Here is an 18793-nt window from a genome sequence, read left to right as displayed (position 1 = left end):
AATTATGAAGAGTCAGTCTTCTTTATTTGTTTAATGGTTGTTTATAATGTTGAATGATATTCTTTAACATAAAAAATTAAATTAATGAAGTTGTGATATAATTAAAAACATAATGATATAAGGGCGTTGTACAGTGAAAAAATTGGATATAATCTTTAATATGATACGAGTAGGTTTCTTATAGAAGGAGTAACATTAATAATGAATTTAGATTTTAATAAGGATATTACAGATTTAAATGATAAAGCTTTAGAGATATTAAATAAATATTATGGATATAGTTCTTTTAGAGCTGGACAAAAACAAATAATAGAAGAGATCCTAAAAGGTAATGATGCCGTAGCCATAATGCCAACAGGTGGAGGAAAATCTATATGTTATCAAGTACCTGCAATGATTGTAGAAGGCCTTACAATTGTTGTTTCTCCTTTGATATCGCTCATGAAGGATCAGGTAGATGCAATTAGAGATATAGGAATTGAGTCAGCATATATAAATAGTACCTTATCAAGTAGAGAAATAGATGAAATTTTTCAATTAGCATTATCAGGGAATTTGAAAATACTATATGTAGCCCCAGAAAGACTGGAAACTTCACAGTTTTTGGACTTAGTCTCAAAAGTGCATGTTGGTTTTGTTGCTATAGATGAAGCCCACTGTGTATCACAATGGGGACATGATTTTAGAACCAGTTATAGATTTATTAAAAGTTTTATAGGTATATTAAAAACAAGACCTATAGTAGCGGCATTTACTGCAACAGCTACAAATGAAGTAAGAGAAGATATAATAAAGCTTTTAGGATTAAGGGAACCTAAAGTTTTTATATCTGGTTTTGATAGAGAAAATATAAAGATAAATGTTGTTAAAGGAATTAATAAAAAGAAATATATAGTTGATTTTATAAAGAAAAATATAGATTCGGCCGGAATTATCTATGCCGCTACAAGAAAAGAAGTCGATTCTCTTTATGATCAATTCAATGATAAAGACATAAGTTGTACTAGATATCATGCTGGACTAAGTGATGATGAAAGAAGTAAGAACCAAGAAGATTTTGTTTATGATAGATATAATGTAATGATTGCTACAAATGCTTTTGGTATGGGAATTGATAAACCCAATATTCGATATGTTATTCATTATAATATGCCTAAAAATATAGAAGGATATTATCAAGAGATTGGTAGAGCGGGAAGAGACGGAGAAGAGAGTGAGGCTATACTTTTATTTTCTCCAGGGGACATACATACACAAAAATATATTATTGATATCGGAACTAGTAATGAGGCTAGAAAAGCTAACGAATATAAGAAGCTTCAAAATATGACTGATTTGGTTTATAGTAATGACTGCTACAGAAAATATATATTAAATTATTTTGGAGAACAGTATGATACACACTGCAATAACTGCAGTAATTGTGAAGTAGAAGGTGAGCTTACAAATAAAACCTTAGATGCCCAAAAAGTTCTATCCTGTGTGTACAGGATGAAAAGATCATATGGAGCAACGGTATTGATAGATACCTTAAGAGGCTCAGAAAATAAAAAGATAAAAGATCTAGGTTTTCATAGACTTACAACATATGGAATAATGAGAGATTACTCAAAGGATGATCTTAAAAACTTCATAAACACTTTAGTTTCACATAGGATATTGAGCTATGATGAAGGAGAGTATCCAGTAGTAAGGCTTAATGAAAAGTCAATGGCAGTGCTTAGAGGAGAAGAAGAGGTTTGGTTTAAAGAAATTCAAAAGACCAGCAAGATTGTTGAAGATAATGCATTGTTTGATATATTAAGAAATCTTAGAAGAGAGATTGCTTTAGAAGAAAAGGTTCCACCATATATAGTTTTTGGTGATGCAACTCTAAAAGAAATTAGTGGAAGATTCCCTGAAACTATGGAACAGCTTAGTGATATATCCGGTGTAGGAGAGTTAAAGTTAAATAAGTATGGAGAAAGATTTCTTGATGTAGTTTTAGAATATGTGGAAAGCAATAAAATTGAAGTTCAATTTGAATACAAAAAGAAAGAAAAGAGTATAAAGAGTAATGATGAACCAACGGATTTAGATGAAGAGACTTCTAAAAAGGGAAAAACAGCAAAAGAACAAAAAGAAGGAAAGAAAAAATCATATATGTTAACAATTGAAATGCTAAGAGAAAATCTTAGTTTGTTAAATATAGCAAAAGAGCGTGAAATAACTATTTCTACAGTATGCAGCCATTTAGAGCAGTATGCTTTAGAAGGAAATCAAATAGATTTTTCAGTAGATTTTAGTGATATACTTAGTAAAGAGCAAGAAATAGTTATACTAGAAGTTGTCAAAGAAGTTGGGGCTGATAAACTTAAACCAATAAAAGAAAAAGTTGATGACACCATAACTTATGATCACATAAAGGTGGCATTGTTAAAGAAGAGACTAGCAATATAATTTTTATGGGGTGATGGAATGATATTTTACTTTTCAGGTACAGGTAATTCACTATATGTGGCTAAGACTATAGCTAAAAATATAGGCGATGATTATACGTCAATAGCATCAATAATAAATGCTTCTAGTGAAGAATATGTTTATTGCTTAAAAGAAAATGAAGCAATAGGCTTTGTTTTTCCAACTTATGCTTGGGCAACACCTAAGGTTGTAGAAGCTTTTATAGATAAATTAATATTAAAAAATTATAAAGATAATTTCATCTATTCTATAGCAACTTGTGGAGGAAATAGTGGAAATTTATTAAAAGCCTTTGGAAAATTAATAAAGGAAAAAAATATGAACTTAAATAGTGGATTTGTGGTTCGCATGCCAAATAACTATATTATATCTTCAGATATTGATAATGAGAAGATTACTGAAGAGAAGCTTAGCAAAGCAAAAGAGTATATAGAATATATAAGTGAAAACATAAAAAGTCGAAGGGCAAACGTATTTGAAAGTGTAAATGCTTTTTACGATAAGCCTTTAACAAAGCTAGTTAGCCCTCTTTTTAACAAGTTTGCACTAAATAATACAAAAAAGTTTTATGTAAACAGTAACTGTACTTCTTGTGGATTATGCGAGAAGATTTGTGTTTCAAATACTATAAAAGTTAGTGTAAAACCTGTATGGGGAGACAAGTGTACACAATGTTTAGCATGCATAAATTGGTGTCCTGTTAAAGCGATACAATACGGAAAAGGAACAGAGAAAAGGAAAAGATATAATAATAAAAATATAAGCGCAAATGAATTAGTAATTAGATAATCATAATTATTTATGAAGTTTGAAATCTAACTACAAGTAAAAATAAAATTAATTTAAAGGACGGAATTTCCTTATTTTTATTTGGATATACACACTTGTAAAAGGATCACTAATGAAAAATGTATTAGTGATTTTTTTATTTACTCTTTATGAAACTATAATATTAATAATTACAGTTTGTATTTAATAAAGATAAATATTATATCAAGTTTATTCTTAAAATACAATGATTATAGTCATAAAATATGAAATAATATTAATTTAATCAATACATACTAATGAAAACGTTAGTAAAATCTTATTTTCATAAAAAAGTGCTGTTTTTTGTTGAAAAATTAGCATTTTGTTGATACCCCCCTTTAAGATTTATAAAATAAGAACATGAAATAATTTAAATTTTAAATTTGTAGTTTAATAATTTTAACTACTGAAAAATAATATTAAAAAGGGGGAAATTTTTATGAACGGGGTAAACGGAGCAGATACGACCTTTGTAATCTTTGCAACAGCATTAGTTATGCTGATGACTCCAGGACTTGCATTATTCTATGGAGGAATGGTAAGAAGAAAAAATGTACTAAGTACTACAATGCATAGTTATGCAGCAGTAGCAATAGTATCAATTCAATGGATTCTGATTGGATATTCATTATGCTTTGGAACAGATATTGGGGGAATTCTAGGAGGATTCAATTTCTTAGGATTAAATGGTGTAACATTTGCACCAAATGCTGATTATGCAGCTACAATACCTCATCAAGCGTTTATGTTATTCCAACTTATGTTTGCAATAATAACTCCAGCATTAATATCTGGAGCAGTAGCTGAAAGAGTTAAATTTTTATCTTTTGCAGTATTCATACTACTTTGGAGTACTTTTGTGTATGATCCTGTTGCACATTGGGTATGGGGTGTAGGTGGTTGGATTAGAAATCTTGGTGCATTAGACTTTGCAGGAGGTAATGTTGTTCATATAAGTTCTGGTGTTTCGGCATTAGTTTTCGCAATAGTACTAGGTAAGAGAAAGAGATTAGAAACAATAACTCCACACAATATACCAATGACAGTTCTTGGGGCAGGAGTGTTATGGTTTGGTTGGTTCGGATTTAATGCAGGAAGTGCTTTAGCTATAAATGATGTTGCACTTAATGCATTTATAACAACAAATACATCAGCTGCTATGTCAGCAATCAGCTGGGGATTATGTGAGTATTTACACAGAAAGAAGGTTACTTCATTAGGAATAGCTAGTGGAGCTGTAGCAGGACTAGTAGCAATAACTCCAGGTGCTGGTTTTGTAACACCTTTCTCAGCTTTAGCAATTGGTCTTATAGGTGGAGCTGTATGCTTCTATGCTGTAACTGTTCTTAAGAAAAAATTCGGATATGATGATGCTTTAGATGCATTTGGATGTCATGGAATAGGCGGTATCTGGGGTGGTATAGCAACTGGTATATTCGCTTCAAAAGCAGTAAATTCAGCAGGAGCAGATGGATTAATATACGGAAATCTACATCTTTTAGGTGCTCAATTAGTTGCTATACTGGCAACAGTTGCATATTCTGCTATAATTACATTTATAATATTAAAAGTAATGAATGCAGTATCAGCTTTAAGAGTAAAAGATGAAGATGAACAAGCAGGATTAGATGTATCACAACATGGTGAAGATGCTTACGGTGGAATTATCTAATTAGCAATATGAATGAAAAGGAGGCTATATAAATGGGAGAAAAACTTAGCAAAATTGACATAATAATATCACCTGCTAGATTTGATGAATTAAAAGATGCATTGTGTGCTATTGGCATAACAGGGATGACAGTATCTAATGTATTAGGCTGCGGCATGCAAAAAGGTCATAAGGAATATTATAGAGGCTTAGCAGTAGAAATGAATTTACTTCCTAAAATAAAACTAGAAATCGTTGTTTGTGATGTTCCAGTTGATTTAGTAGTGGAAACAGCTAAGAAGATACTTCATACAGGAAAAATTGGGGATGGAAAGATTTTTGTCTATGATGTGGAAAATGTTATAAGAATAAGCACTGGACAAGAAGGAAGAGATGCGCTTCAGTATTCAAAAGAATAAATTTTATTTACTCAACAAAAAAGATCGAACGGGATTAATTCCTGTTCGATTTTTTTACTGTAAAAGAAATTATAAAATTTTAATTTTAGTTAAAATTAGATATTTCAATATTTTCAGAAGTTTATTATAGCTATACAGTAAAAAATAGAACTTATTCGCCTGCCAGAATTTCCTCACATACGTTCAGAAAAGGCAGATGCGCAAAAAAAGCTCGCTGAAGAAGGACGCTTCAGCGACTTTTTTATTCTAGTCTCTGTAAATCACCGTGTTGAATATAGCCATTAAAAAAACAAATTACTCTAATGTCTTAAATTCGTAGCCTTGAGTGCTTAGATATTCAATTATGCTAGGCAAGGCTTTTGCTGTTTCTTCTTTGCCATAGGTATCGTGCATAAGTATGATTACTTTATTCTTATTTGACACTGATTCCTTTACCATTTGAAGTAATTCTTGTGAATTCTTTTTCTTTCCTTCTGCATCTGAGTCAGAGGCATTCCAATCTACAGAGAGATATTTTTCTTGTTTTAATCGTTGATCAAAGTGTGGAAGATTGGGATCATGATAATAGGATCTACTCATGTATCCACCAGGTAGTCTTATAAGCCTTGTATTGAATTTATTTCCTAGGATGTCCTTTAAAATAGTATTAGTTCGATATACTTCTGACATAAAGTAGTCTGTATCTATCTTGTTATTAGGATATAACTTGTTTAAATCATGCGAATAGGTGTGATTTCCGATAGAGTTACCATCAGAATATATCTTGCTTACTAGGTTTCTACTTTGATCATTTTTTTGTATATTGTTGCCCAATAGAAAAAATGTTGCATTTATCTTATATTTTTTCAATGTGTCTAACACTTTTGGAGTAATAGTAGTTGAGGGACCATCATCAAAGGTTAAATAGGCAGTTTTCTTACCATCCTCTAAGAGAGCATCTTCAAACCTAGTTGAAGCTTTAGTTGGATTTATAGGACTTATATCATTAACAGGAGGATTAGTATAAGTGGAGTCGGAAATATTTTTAGAAGATAGTATAGAGTTTAGCTCAAGATACTTGAAGTTAAAAGTAGTATTTGTACTTTCGGAGCTAGTTATAACATTCTTTTCGTTATAGAGATACGAAGAATCACCCTGTGTGACAGTGAGACTATAATTATTGCTAATGAGATACCTATCGACTAGGATTATAGTGGAAAGTATTAGAGCTAGAGTAATAAAAATAATTGAAAATACTACGAACCTAAACATCTTCATAAGTTTTGTAAAAGTCTTATTTACAAACTTAAAAATCTTTAACATAATTAAACTTATTACCTCCCCAAATGAAAAGTAATTGTCTGATTGCTAGCCTGTTAATTTCAATATGGTGCTTTAATATTGATAATTTATAATATGCTTAAGAAATTGAAAAGGGAATAGAGATATTATTACAATGTTGTTACTTATTTCATATGGCTTCATGGTAGAATTTTAGAAAGATGATGTACAAAGAGTTAAGATTAGGTTTAACCATGTTCATTAGGATAGTGTAAAGTTTTTAACTTGAAAATAACATCTTCAATAAATAGTTTTAAGTTTAAAGTTGTCCATCTTTATTGATAACTGCATAGTTAATAAGGTATAATTTTAAAATATAGATGTCTAGATTTGATACAGTTACCAAAACTAGGAGGATTAAAAATGAATTTTATGTATAGATTAAGGATGAGATCAAAACTCATAATAGCATTTACGGTAATTTCACTTTTCAGTGGAGTAATAGGAGTGGTTGCATTAAAAAATATTAAAGATCTCAATAATAATAGTTCGATTATGCACGAAAGAAATTCAAGAGTAATAAAAGACATTACATTATTTAAATCTAATTTGGTCCAAATTAATCTTGATATTTATATGATAATAGATAAGAAAAATTCAGATAAAGTAAAAACTTTAGTAGACGAAATAAATAGCTTGAAATACCAGGATGATGAATTACTAGCTGATTATGAGAAACATATAGTAGACACTGATGATAGGAAATTATTTGGTGAATTAAAAAATATATTGAGCGTATATAGGGAATATAGAGAAAGATTATTAGCATACATAGATGAAGAAAACTATGATAAAGCGTGGACCATATATAATGATTTAGAAATAATAAGTGATAATATAGTAAAAAATACTGAAAATTATATTGAATTTAACTCAAGAGTTGCTGAGAAGTATGACAATTATAATAAGCAGTTATATCATGATACTATTATATCAACAATTACTATAGGGGTATTAGGATTTATAATTTCAATACTTTTAGGTTATTTTATAGCCTATAGAATTTCTGGTAAAATAAAGATCATATTAGATTTTGCAAAATCTTTAACTGAAGGTAATCTGGAACACAAAATAACTATGAAATCTAGAGATGAGATTGGTCAGTTAGCAATCGCATTAAACAAAGCTGCGGATAAAAGAAAAGAGTACGAAGAAAACTTAATGAGTAGTTATGAGGAACTTGAAGCATCCTATGAAGAAGTGAGAGCTTTAGAGCAGGAGTTAAGAGAAAAATATAATGATCTAGAAGCTTCATTCGAGGAAATAACAGCTCTAGAACAAGAGTTAAGAGAAAAGTATACAGAAATATCAATCAATGAAGAATTACTAAGAAATAATGAAGAGTGGTACAAGCTTATAACAGAAGCATCTTATGATGCACTATGGGATTGGAGTATAAAAGAAGGAAAAATGTTTTTTTCAGATCAATGGTACAAGATATTAGGCTATGATAAGGAAAAGACAAAAAATATAGATTGGACTACGTTAGTTAATGAAGAAGACCTAGAAAGGCTTCAAAATGTTATTAAAGAGAATTGGGAAAATAAAAGTTCAGTCTTTACAATAGAGTATAGAATTAAAGATGTCAATGGAATATACACATGGATGCAAACTATAGGGAAAACATTATTTAATTCAGAAGGAAAGCCATATAGGTTAGCAGGATCACATAAAAATATAACAGATATAAAGGAATATCAACATCGTTTAGAATACATAGCATACCATGATTATTTAACGGATTTGCCTAATAGGCAGTATATGCATAAAGTAGCAGAGAAGTATTTTGGTAAGAAAGATGGGTGTGAACGTAGTAAAAGTGCATTAATATTTGTAGATATTGATAATTTTAAATACATAAATGATACTTTAGGTCATAACTTTGGCGATTTTTTAATTTGCGCTATTGCTGATAGACTTGATAGAATCAAGGGATCAGAGGATTTATTGATTAGATTAGGTGGAGATGAGTTTGTAATAATATTAAATTCAATTGAAGATATAGAGCAAGTAGAGGATTTCTGCAATGCTATGTTAGCGTGTTTTGAATCATCATTTAATGTAGATAACAATTACTTACAGGTCACATCCAGTATTGGAATAGCAATTTACCCAGAAGACGGTAAAGGAATAGATGATCTTTTGACTAAAGCAGATATAGCAATGTATAAATCGAAAAGTTTAGGTAAAAACAACTATACATTCTTCCATTCAGGAATGAATGACAAAGTGATTGAAAGAATGGAAATAGAAAGATACTTAAGAAATGCATTAGATAAAAATGAATTTGTCCTTTATTATCAACCTCAAGTTGATGCTAATACTGGTATGATATGTAGCTTTGAAGCTCTAATTAGATGGAATAGTCCAGAATTAGGCTTTGTACCTCCAGATAGATTTATTACGTTAGCAGAAGAAAATCATAAGATAATAGATATTGGAAACTGGGTACTTAGAAGTGCATGTGAGTTTATAAAAGAAGTACATACAAATGGTCATGATAAATGTTATATATCAATAAATGTATCAGTAATCCAATTAATGCAAAGTGATTTTGTAGATAATGTTTTAAAGATTATAAATGATATTACAATAGATCCAAATTGTATCGAACTAGAGATTACAGAATCTATATTTATTGAAACTTATGACAGCATAAGTGACAAGTTGAATAGATTGAGAGAGATAGGAATTAAAATAGCTCTTGATGACTTTGGTAAGGGATACTCCTCGTTAAGTTATCTGAAACAGCTACCTATTAGTACTTTAAAAATTGATAAGACATTCATAGATGATGTTGCGGAAGAACACAAGGTATCTTTAGTTGAGAATATAATAGATATAGGACATAAAATGAATCTAAAAGTTGTTGCAGAAGGTGTAGAAACTGAGGAACAATTAGATTACCTAAATAAATATAGTTGTGATAGGATACAAGGATATTACTTTAGTAGACCAGTTCCTCAAAGGGAAGCCATCAGTTTGCTTAATAGGTAAGAAAAAAGCTTAGCAGTGAATAATATTTCAATGCTAGGCTTTTTTACTGTTAAGGAATGATGTGTCTTCTGCCATAATAGATTTCGAATAAAATAATCCATATAAGCTAAGTCTATATACGAGAGACGAAAGGGGTGTTTCTATGTTTGGAAAATATGTAGAAATAATTTTTACAGCCATATCTGTTCTTATTGTTGTATGGACTGTTTTAGTACTTGTTGTTGATAGGGAAAAGGCATAAATAGTTGATTAGTTTTTATATAAATTATGTGTTAAATTTGTGTAATAATTATTTAAATGCACACAATTTCACACACTCATCTCACAGTTATTATAAAAATACCTTCTATAATAAATTAAGAAGGTATTTTTATATGAGAGGTTGATAGGTGTGAAAAAGAAATACGTGTATGCCTGTATGGTTGCAGTTATTGTCATAATAGTTTTTATAGGCTATAAAAATAATGGACAGGCTGAGGTTTTGGCTAATCAAAATGCAGTTGCTACAAATTCTAATACAAATACTATAGAAGATACAGATACGTTAATAGCTGAGCATAAAGAGATAGACGATGAAAAGCTTGCAGAGTTAAAAGAGGCTGAGGAAATAAAAGTAAACAAACAAAAAAAACTAGATGAACTTAAAGCAAAGGTTGAAGAATTTATAAAAGATAATAAGGACAATGTTGGAATAGCTTATTATGATTTAAATTCATCTTTAGGCTTTAGTATAAATGGGGACAAGACGTTTAAAGCTGCTAGTACTGTAAAGGTTCCTATTAGTATGGCTACTGTTGACCTTATAAAAGAAAATAAATTGACTATGGATCAAGGTGTTATTTACTCATCTCAGGATTATGAGGATGGAGCTGGTATATTGCAGGGTACCAGTAGACTAAGGAAACCCATAGATATAAATACATTAATTGACTACTCGATAAAGTATTCCGACAATATAGCAGTAAATATGCTTTTAAGGACTATTACACCAGAGTATAAATACTCATACATTGAGAATATAGTAAAGCATACAGTAAACAGAGCTGAAAATGAATCATCAGCTTTAGATTCTTTAGAAATATTAAAAAAGTTATATTTTAATAATGACAATAATGCTTATTACAAGAGAATTATAGACGACATGAAAGATACAATCTATCATGATAGAATTGATAAGTACATACCACAAGAAATCGTTGCACATAAGATTGGAGATTATGAAGATTACGTAAATGACATAGGAATAATATATGCAGATGAACCTTATATATTAACAGTGTTCACAAAAAACACCAATGGAAATCCTAATGAACTTATAGCTAAGCTTTCGAAGTATATATATGAAAATAGATAAAGTTGAAATCTTGTACTATTAATATTACAATTGTTTTAATATACAATTATATGCTTAGATTATAATAATGTTGGGTTATATAAATTATTTATAAACTTAAGTATATAATATTATTCTTACATTAGGAGGAAGGTATGATTAGATTTGGTGTTATAGGTACAAGTTGGATAACGCACGCATTTATTAAAGGTGCTAGTAATGTACAGGATTTTAAGCTGTCAGCTATTTATTCTCGTGATTTAGAGAAAGCAAAGGAATTTGGTAAGGCGTATGAGGAAATAACTTATTTCACGTCACTAGAAGAAATGGCTCAAAGTGATATTATAGATGCAGTATATATAGCGAGCCCTAATTCACTACACTGCCAACAGTCAATATTATTTCTTAAGAATAAAAAACATGTAATATGTGAAAAGGCCTTTGCTTCTAACTCAATGGAAGTGGAAGCTATGATAAATGAGGCAAAAAAGAACAAGGTTGTATTGATGGAAGCTTTGAAATCGCATTTCTTTCCTAATTTTAAAGTTATAGAAGAAAATATCTATAAGTTAGGCAAAATAAGAAGATACATAGGCAACTATTGTCAGTATTCATCAAGATATGATACTTACAAATCTGGAATAAGAGTTAATACTTTTGATGCAAGTTTCTCAAATGGATCAATAATGGATATAGGAATATACTGTATTCATCCAATGGTGAAGCTTTTTGGACTTCCAAAACAAATAACTGCATCTGCGTATCTTCTAAAGTCTGGAGTAGATGGAGAAGGTTCGGTGCTAGCAAAATATGAGGATATGGATGCTGTTATAATGCACTCAAAGATAGCCTATTCTTATTCACCAAGTGAGATACAAGGTGAGAACGGAACAATGATTATAGACAAAATAGGATCTCCAGAAAATATTGAAATAATTTATAGGAATGGAGAAAGAGAAGTTTTGACTGTGCCTCAGATAGAAGATAATATGTTTTATGAGGCAGAGGAATTTATTAACCTCATAAATGAAGGAAAAATTGAATCAAAGGTTAATTCACACGAACATTCTCTAAATGTGATGAAGTTAGTGGACGAGATAAGAAGCCAAACAGGTGTCAAATTTCCTGCTGATAGTGAATAAAGATGAAACATTTCAATCCGAAATCAATTTCTAAAACTCCTCTGGGTTCTGAGAGGAAAATTTGGAAATATAAATTAAATTATGAAGTGGTTCATCTATATAGGATTCCTAACTCAACTATTAATTTATACGTGCCCAATAATCACTAGAAGTCGGGAGTATCGAACAAGTATAACTTAAGTTTCGATATAGGAATCCTTTAGTTTGATTATATATAAAACACCAATTTAAATCTTTAAATTGGTGTTTTACTATTTTGAAAGTATATTATTAGATATTAAAAACTTGTAGCTTTTATATTTTTAATTTAGGGCAAGTTCAAATAAGCCTAATGATATTAATATTAATGCTGAAATTAATGGAGCTGCACTACCTAATTTTTTTGCTAGGAACTTATTACCTAAGAACATACCAATTGGAATAACAATTATACTAAAGATAAAGGTGAATAAGGTGGTTCTAATAATATCTAAGCCAGCTATACTTCCACCGATACCTAGTCCTACATTGTTAATTGCTAATGCTACAGATAGTGAAAACGATTCTTTTAAATCTATTGTACCAGAATGATCAAAATCAGCTACTTCAGGATTATCCAGTAGATTCATACAACTTCTGTTATTACTAGAATCTGATTGGTTGATTGATTGTATGTTTTTAATGGACCTATAATAATCATATAAAAACCATAATCCAATTAGCAATAAAATAGTACTACCGATAATGTTGGCTGTTTGGGGAGCAAGTAAATTTGCAAGAGCCAAACCTAGAGACATTGATATAAATGTACCTAAAGAAGAAACTATGCTTATGACTAAATTACTAAAAAAGCTTATTTTTATATTCTTTACTCCATAGGCTAGAGCCACAGTAAAGTTATCTATACTACTTGTAAAAACAAATAGTATTATTGCAAGTAAATTCATGTTATCCCTCCTTTGTGACTTAATTTTAATATATTGGAAAGAAGGGATATGTGTTACAGGTATTCATGCTTGTAAATTAAAATAAACATATAGATATGTTGAAAATTTTTATTAAAAATTTATCACTTAAAACAATATAACAACTCATATTTTGAAACTGGGATTTTATAAATGTTCGAAAATCACTAAGTGACATGATTTTCGAACAAGTATAAATCTAGTATTTAGTCAATAAGCATAAATTGCTATTTTAACAAGGAATAAGTTGAGTTAAAAAGACCAATCCTTGTTTAGAACATACCAAAAATCATTTGCAAGTCCTTTTAAGATATATTCGTAAGGAAGATAACCATAACCATCTTCACCCCAGTTTTCTCCCCAGGAATTTCTTATTATTAAGGCTCCATAGCTAGAATTTCCTGTTAACTTATTAATTGACAAGTATTTATCATCATAACCTACAGCCATAACTGAATGTCCACCAACTAGCTTGTTATGGATAGTTGGAAATAATATCTCCCCTGATTTTTCTGCGTAGTCAATGCAGTCGTATACGGAAAAACCAAAAATACATGGAAGCTGTAAACATAATAGTTCTTTAATTTTTTGAAGAAGATTCTCTGAATCTTTGTTTGTATCTAGTTTGAAAAAAATCAAATCCTTATAGTTATCTCTAAAACCATAACAAAAGGCCTTTGGTTCTTCATCAATTTGAACAGAGTTTTTTGAATAATATCTTTCAGGAGGCATACCAAATTGAATTAAGGAGTTTAGCGCAGATCGAAATGATACACCAGTATCTCCGATGTTGCCCAAAAGGGACCTGGAATTTTTATAAACAAAAAGAGATGAACCTTCGGTGTTTTTTCCGAACACCCTATTTTCAAAGTATTCAATTAAACTTACCAACGCTTCAGTTGTAGAAGAGTTGAGTAGTTCTTGATTTTTTATTGGTGAACACCATTTTCTGAGATCTATAAAGCTTGGGTGATTGTCTTCAGTTTTTTTATTTGATGCGCAAAGGTTGTTTATAATAGCTTTGACTTCAGGGGTATCCTCTGTATAATCATTTATGTCGTTGTAGTCAGGAATCCAGCCTAATCTATGATGTAGCATAAAAAAAACCTCCTTAGTAAAGAAATAGTTTGTAAATAATTATTTCTCTCATATACATATATGCAAGAAAAGTGTAATTTGAAATAGAAAAAAGTCAAAAAAACACAAATAAAGGTGAAGATATTGTATTATAGTTATATTTTGATAAAATATAATTACAATTAATTAATATTTACTACAAGTTGGTTTGCGGAATTTAGTGAGTTAGGTATAAATTAGTATTGTGCAGAAAATCCTATATAAAATATAGGAATAAGGAGGGGATATATATGAAAGAAATAGTATTTGCAGGTGGTTGTTTTTGGGGAGTAGAAGAGTTTATGTCTAGAAAAAATGGTGTAAAAGAAACTAAAGTTGGATACGCAAATGGAGAAAAAAGTGATCCTACTTATGAAGAAGTATGTACAGGAACTACTGGCCATGCAGAAGCTTGTTATGTAAAGTACGATGAAGAAAACTTATCTTTAAATGAGCTACTAGATGAATATTGGAGCATAGTAGAACCAACAGTAATTAACAGGCAAGGAAATGATATAGGACATCAATATAGAACTGGAATTTACTATATTGATAAGGATGATTTGAAAGTTATTGAACAAAGTAAGGAAGAACAACAAAAAAATTATAATAAACCTATTGTGACTGAGATAATACCATTAAAATGTTTTTATAATGCAGAAGAATATCATCAAAAATATTTAAAGAAAAACCCAGGCGGTTATTGCCACATAAAATTAGATTAGTAAGCTAATTTATTTAAAGTTCACTATGGATTCTAGAAAATAGAATTAGTAGTGAACTTTATTTTTTAAAAAATAATTTATAAAAAATTTCAAATTTTTATAAATTATAGATAACAAATAGAGAAGCTTTTGAATATTATATACCGAACGACTTAGTAATTATGTGTAAGGATTAATTCAGTAGGAATTTACTGTATAAAAAGGTCTTAAATGATGGCAGATTTATTTACAATATTTAATAAGTTGCAAAGATTTTTTTATAATTGATTGCCTATTTATTCAAATTAAAGCAATATATAAAAAAATTAGCAAAATGATTCTATATCACAAGGTAATAAGAACACTTTTATATTAGCAACATAATATATTATTGAAGTGTCTAACGTAAAATGGAATAGGAGGATATATTATGCAAGAAAATTTTGAGGTAAAAGGAATGGCTCCATGCCCTTCACCAATCAGCGATGAATGTATAATAGCCCACAGAGTATATGGGAAATGCAGACAACAAGATTGCTTGAGACCATTTGATAGCACAGTTTTAACACCACCTCCAGGAGCAATAGAAATAAGTTCATCTAGATTAGGAGAGGTTGGCACTATTAGTGGTAGTGTAATAGTTGGCGGACCTATCGCTCCAGGTGAAATAATTGCTTTTAATAGCTCAGTAGCTGCAGTAAGGATTGTGCCAGGATCATTTAGAGTATCTGACATAAGAGTTACAATTAATCCAAGCGCATTTGGACAAGATGGATTTTATGACGTAACAATAGTATATACTTTTACGTATTTAATCAATTTGCTTGATGCGACTGGAACTCCAATACCAGTAACTCTTACTGTAACTGGAGAAACACCAACTTCAATTACTAACATTTGTGCTTTCACAACTTACACAAAAACTCTATGTCTATTCGGTGGAGAAGCTAGTGAACAAACAATTACTACAGCTAATACTTTATATAGTCCACAAACATCAAGTGTAAATTTTGGAAATTTACCATACGCACTTGTTCAAGCAATTGCTAATCCATTACAACAACCTATAATTGGAGTATATGAAAATGGTTCAGGAACAATTGAATATCATGCTGATGTTGTTATAGGATTATTTACAATTATCAAACTTTACAGAATAGTCAACATGACAGTTAGCTCAAGTGGAGATTGTGATATACCTGAATGTGAACCTATCACAGGAGATCCATGTGAATTCTTTAATAGCTTGCCATTCCCATTCGAAGACTTTGACCCACCAACAACTTTATAGGAATATGAGTGCCAACATACTTAGATATGTTGGCACTTTTTTTCATTATAGGAAAATATAAAATTTTAATACTAGCTAAACCTAGAAGTTTCAACAGCTTTGATAGCTCTTTTAGCATATAGTAAAAAAATAAAACTTGTTCTCCTGTAAGTTTCTACATGTATATTTGGAAAGGCAGATGCACAAAAAAATCATTGAAGAAGGACGTTTTAGCTATTTTTTAATAAAGTATATTTTTAAAAACAAAAAGGGCTGCCAGAAGGCAGTCCCTCATAATTATCCTATTATAGGTGGTATTACAGGTGGTATTAGAGATGCTGTAGTTGTTGTAGGTGTAACACAAACACAGTTTACTTGAGTAAGTGGAATGCCTGGTTTTTCTTCAGCGATAATATTATAGAATAAACCTTGAGCAACACTATTAACAGTTAAAGTAGCTAAAGCAACTGTAATTCCAGAAGTAATTACATAAACTCTAAAGAAATAGCTAGCACTACCCGCACATTGTGAAACAGTTGGATCATCTACAAACTGGAATGGTAGAACATCATAAATTGTTGCACCGGCTAAAAGAGCTAATCCGCTAACAATAGTTTGTCTTGATCTAAATATTGGAGTAGTAGATGTATTACTTCTAAAAACTTCTAAAACTACATCAAGTGATCCAGTTGCAGCTATGGTTGCGAGTGTAGTAAATACTAGAGGAATTGTACCTTCAATAAAAACTCTATTACCTCTTGTAGATAAAGGTAATGTTAAACTTCCTATAGTTACTGGAGTACCAATACCAGCTACAGCAGGAACTGGAATAGGAATAGTAGTTGTACCTGTTATTGAAACGAAATTAGTTGGGGTCTCAATTAAAAAAGGTGTAGCCATGAATTAAAAACCTCCCTTTCATGTAAATCTATTATATATTATGATATTTGTCGTATTTCGGTTACTAATGGAATAACAAGAAAAAATCTATTATGCACTTTATTTTTGGATATCAGTGTAGTTTTTATCTATTATTGAATATATTATATTAAATTGTTTTATAGCAGGTGATTTAAATGAGAGACTTAAATGTATGTATAATAGCTTTTTCTTCTACTAGTCAGAGTGTAAATCTTTATAAGATATTAAAAAACAAAAAATACAATGTGGTTATGATACAAACTCCTTGTACTATATCAGCAGGCTGTGCCAGGTCAATAGAACTTAAAGAAAAGGATTTAGATGCAGTAGTAAACGAGATAAAACAAAATAACCTTGAGATTAAAGGCATATACAGAAGGGTTCTAAATGATAGTACAAGGCGTTATTATTACTCAGAAATTGATATTTAAAAATTATTTAGGGAGGTTAATATGGTTTATATAGATAATGCCGCTACATCTTTCCCAAAGCCAGAATTCGTTTATGATTCGGTTTTAGATTGCATGAAAAGATATTGTGCAAACCCTGGAAGAGGGTCACATAAATTATCACTGGAATGTGAGCTGAAGATAATTGATACAAGACAAAGGATAAGTGAGTTATTCAATATAGATGATATTATGAATATTATTTTCACTAGCAATACTACTGAAGGCCTGAACATAGCAATTAAAGGGGGATTAGAGAGTGGAGATCATGTAATAACTACTTCTATTGAGCATAACTCTGTATATAGGCCTTTAAGAAAGCTGAAGGATATAGGAGTTGAAGTCTCAATTATTTCTGTTGATAAAAAGGGATATGTAAATTTAGAGGAACTACAAAAAAGTATAAAAGTAAACACTAAGGCATTGATAATAAATCATGGATCAAATGTATTAGGGACTGTTCAAAATATTGAGGAGATAGGAAAAATAGCAAAAGAAAACAATCTTATATTCATTGTAGATGCAGCCCAAACAGCTGGAATTTTTAATATAGATGTAAAGAAAATGAATATTGATATTATGGCTTTTCCGGGACATAAATGTTTATATGGGCCACAAGGAATTGGAGGTCTTTATATAGGTGATTCAGTTAAGATTGATACTTTTAAGGAAGGCGGAACTGGCAGTAATTCAAATATAATGGAACAGCCAAGTTTTATGCCCGATAAATTTGAGAGTGGTACATTAAATACTCCTGGAATTGTTGGACTCGGTGCTGGAATAGATTTTATTTCAAATATAGGTGTTAATAAAATACGAAAGCATGATCAAGAAATGTCTTTGTACCTAACATCAGAACTACAAAAGCTACCATATGTTTTTATGTATGGAGAAGATGATTGTGAAAAGAAGTGCCCCGTAGTCTCTTTCAATGTAGATGGTTATGATAGCTCGGAAGTAGGTGAGTTTTTAAATAGTAAAGAGATATACTTGCGTACAGGATATCATTGTGCTCCTATTATACATAATATAATAGGAACTAAGAATCTGGGCACAGTTAGAGCAAGTTTTGGATATTTTAATACAACTGAAGATGTAGAAAAGTTAATATCTGCAGTGAAAGAATTGTATGGCTTAAAGAGGATATAACATATAAAAATTGGAGGAGTAGCAAAGATCGTAATCTTAAATGCTACTCCTATTAATTATTGGCTGAAGATGTAATTGTATGCTTAAAATAAAAACCAAATTTACAAT

15 protein-coding genes are annotated in these 18793 nt (G+C 30.3%); 11 read left to right on the top strand and 4 right to left on the bottom strand.

All coding sequences use genetic code 11. From position 1 onward, the window contains the following. Window positions 1-201: 201 nt before the first annotated feature. The 4 genes from recQ to J3477_RS07660 all read left to right on the top strand — a co-directional run bounded on the left by recQ (window position 202) and on the right by J3477_RS07660 (window position 5340). On the top strand, window positions 202-2439 hold the full coding sequence (recQ, locus tag J3477_RS07675; RefSeq protein WP_206869131.1) for a DNA helicase RecQ: 2238 nt from the start codon (window positions 202-204) through the stop codon (window positions 2437-2439). Between the two features lie 18 nt (window positions 2440-2457). After that, window positions 2458-3249, top strand: a complete 792-nt coding sequence (locus J3477_RS07670) for an EFR1 family ferrodoxin (RefSeq protein WP_206869129.1) — start codon at window positions 2458-2460, stop codon at window positions 3247-3249. Between the two features lie 460 nt (window positions 3250-3709). After that, window positions 3710-4942 carry an ammonium transporter gene (locus J3477_RS07665; RefSeq protein WP_206869127.1) on the top strand — a complete coding sequence of 411 codons (1233 nt, stop codon included), beginning with the start codon at window positions 3710-3712 and terminating at the stop codon, window positions 4940-4942. A 32-nt stretch (window positions 4943-4974) separates the two neighbouring features. Beyond that, window positions 4975-5340: a P-II family nitrogen regulator gene (locus tag J3477_RS07660; protein ID WP_200272677.1), complete on the top strand. Its 366-nt coding sequence runs from the start codon at window positions 4975-4977 to the stop codon at window positions 5338-5340. 294 nt (window positions 5341-5634) lie between these two features. Here the strand turns inward: J3477_RS07660 and J3477_RS07655 are convergent, their stop codons facing one another. Beyond that, entirely contained in the window at window positions 5635-6642 is a 1008-nt protein-coding gene (locus tag J3477_RS07655) for a polysaccharide deacetylase family protein (protein WP_228731230.1), read from the bottom strand. Window positions 6643-7023: 381 nt separating this feature from the next. Between J3477_RS07655 and J3477_RS07650 the strand changes: the two genes are divergently transcribed. The 3 genes from J3477_RS07650 to J3477_RS07640 all read left to right on the top strand — a co-directional run bounded on the left by J3477_RS07650 (window position 7024) and on the right by J3477_RS07640 (window position 12132). Then, window positions 7024-9657, top strand: coding sequence for an EAL domain-containing protein (locus tag J3477_RS07650; RefSeq protein WP_206869124.1), 2634 nt, complete (start codon window positions 7024-7026; stop codon window positions 9655-9657). Between the two features lie 391 nt (window positions 9658-10048). Beyond that, complete coding sequence (locus tag J3477_RS07645) at window positions 10049-11011, top strand: serine hydrolase (protein ID WP_206869122.1); 963 nt, start codon at window positions 10049-10051, stop codon at window positions 11009-11011. 134 nt (window positions 11012-11145) lie between these two features. Then, window positions 11146-12132, top strand: a complete 987-nt coding sequence (locus J3477_RS07640; protein WP_206869120.1) for a Gfo/Idh/MocA family protein — start codon at window positions 11146-11148, stop codon at window positions 12130-12132. 302 nt (window positions 12133-12434) lie between these two features. On the opposite strand, the gene ytaF is transcribed toward J3477_RS07640, so the two are convergent. Both ytaF and J3477_RS07630 read right to left on the bottom strand, forming a co-directional pair. After that, on the bottom strand, window positions 12435-13082 hold the full coding sequence (gene ytaF, locus J3477_RS07635; protein WP_228731254.1) for a sporulation membrane protein YtaF: 648 nt from the start codon (window positions 13080-13082) through the stop codon (window positions 12435-12437). Between the two features lie 246 nt (window positions 13083-13328). Beyond that, complete coding sequence (locus J3477_RS07630) at window positions 13329-14174, bottom strand: C1 family peptidase (protein ID WP_206869117.1); 846 nt, start codon at window positions 14172-14174, stop codon at window positions 13329-13331. A gap of 269 nt (window positions 14175-14443) precedes the next feature. Here J3477_RS07630 and msrA point away from each other — a divergent pair, with 269 nt between their 5' ends. Next, a complete protein-coding gene (gene msrA / locus J3477_RS07625; protein WP_206869115.1) occupies window positions 14444-14917 on the top strand; it encodes a peptide-methionine (S)-S-oxide reductase MsrA in 474 nt (157 codons plus the stop codon). 409 nt (window positions 14918-15326) lie between these two features. Further along, on the top strand, window positions 15327-16187 hold the full coding sequence (locus tag J3477_RS07620; RefSeq protein ID WP_206869114.1) for a hypothetical protein: 861 nt from the start codon (window positions 15327-15329) through the stop codon (window positions 16185-16187). Window positions 16188-16463: 276 nt separating this feature from the next. On the opposite strand, the gene J3477_RS07615 is transcribed toward J3477_RS07620, so the two are convergent. Continuing rightward, entirely contained in the window at window positions 16464-17066 is a 603-nt protein-coding gene (locus J3477_RS07615) for a hypothetical protein (protein WP_206869112.1), read from the bottom strand. A 176-nt stretch (window positions 17067-17242) separates the two neighbouring features. Here J3477_RS07615 and J3477_RS07610 point away from each other — a divergent pair, with 176 nt between their 5' ends. Next, complete coding sequence (locus tag J3477_RS07610) at window positions 17243-17518, top strand: putative Se/S carrier protein (protein ID WP_206869111.1); 276 nt, start codon at window positions 17243-17245, stop codon at window positions 17516-17518. Between the two features lie 21 nt (window positions 17519-17539). Then, complete coding sequence (locus J3477_RS07605) at window positions 17540-18685, top strand: aminotransferase class V-fold PLP-dependent enzyme (RefSeq protein WP_206869110.1); 1146 nt, start codon at window positions 17540-17542, stop codon at window positions 18683-18685. Window positions 18686-18793 lie beyond the last annotated feature (108 nt).

This window comes from Clostridium zeae (assembly GCF_017312485.1).
In the GTDB taxonomy this organism is placed as follows: Bacteria; Bacillota; Clostridia; order Clostridiales; family Clostridiaceae; genus Clostridium_AR; species Clostridium_AR zeae.
The sequence above is the reverse complement of the archived record's forward strand: the minus strand, read 5'-3'. Positions and strand labels throughout refer to the sequence as shown.

Excerpts from the sequence above, each read along its gene's own strand:
- J3477_RS07665 (WP_206869127.1), top strand. The coding sequence starts at position 3,710 with ATGAACGGGGTAAACGGAGCAGATACGACCTTTGTAATCTTTGCAACA.
- recQ (WP_206869131.1), top strand. The coding sequence starts at position 202 with ATGAATTTAGATTTTAATAAGGATATTACAGATTTAAATGATAAAGCT.
- J3477_RS07655 (WP_228731230.1), bottom strand. The coding sequence starts at position 6,642 with ATGTTAAAGATTTTTAAGTTTGTAAATAAGACTTTTACAAAACTTATG.
- J3477_RS07670 (WP_206869129.1), top strand. The coding sequence starts at position 2,458 with ATGATATTTTACTTTTCAGGTACAGGTAATTCACTATATGTGGCTAAG.
- J3477_RS07640 (WP_206869120.1), top strand. The coding sequence starts at position 11,146 with ATGATTAGATTTGGTGTTATAGGTACAAGTTGGATAACGCACGCATTT.
- J3477_RS07650 (WP_206869124.1), top strand. The coding sequence starts at position 7,024 with ATGAATTTTATGTATAGATTAAGGATGAGATCAAAACTCATAATAGCA.
- J3477_RS07620 (WP_206869114.1), top strand. The coding sequence starts at position 15,327 with ATGCAAGAAAATTTTGAGGTAAAAGGAATGGCTCCATGCCCTTCACCA.
- J3477_RS07605 (WP_206869110.1), top strand. The coding sequence starts at position 17,540 with ATGGTTTATATAGATAATGCCGCTACATCTTTCCCAAAGCCAGAATTC.
- J3477_RS07630 (WP_206869117.1), bottom strand. The coding sequence starts at position 14,174 with ATGCTACATCATAGATTAGGCTGGATTCCTGACTACAACGACATAAAT.
- J3477_RS07615 (WP_206869112.1), bottom strand. The coding sequence starts at position 17,066 with ATGGCTACACCTTTTTTAATTGAGACCCCAACTAATTTCGTTTCAATA.
- J3477_RS07660 (WP_200272677.1), top strand. The coding sequence starts at position 4,975 with ATGGGAGAAAAACTTAGCAAAATTGACATAATAATATCACCTGCTAGA.
- J3477_RS07610 (WP_206869111.1), top strand. The coding sequence starts at position 17,243 with ATGAGAGACTTAAATGTATGTATAATAGCTTTTTCTTCTACTAGTCAG.
- msrA (WP_206869115.1), top strand. The coding sequence starts at position 14,444 with ATGAAAGAAATAGTATTTGCAGGTGGTTGTTTTTGGGGAGTAGAAGAG.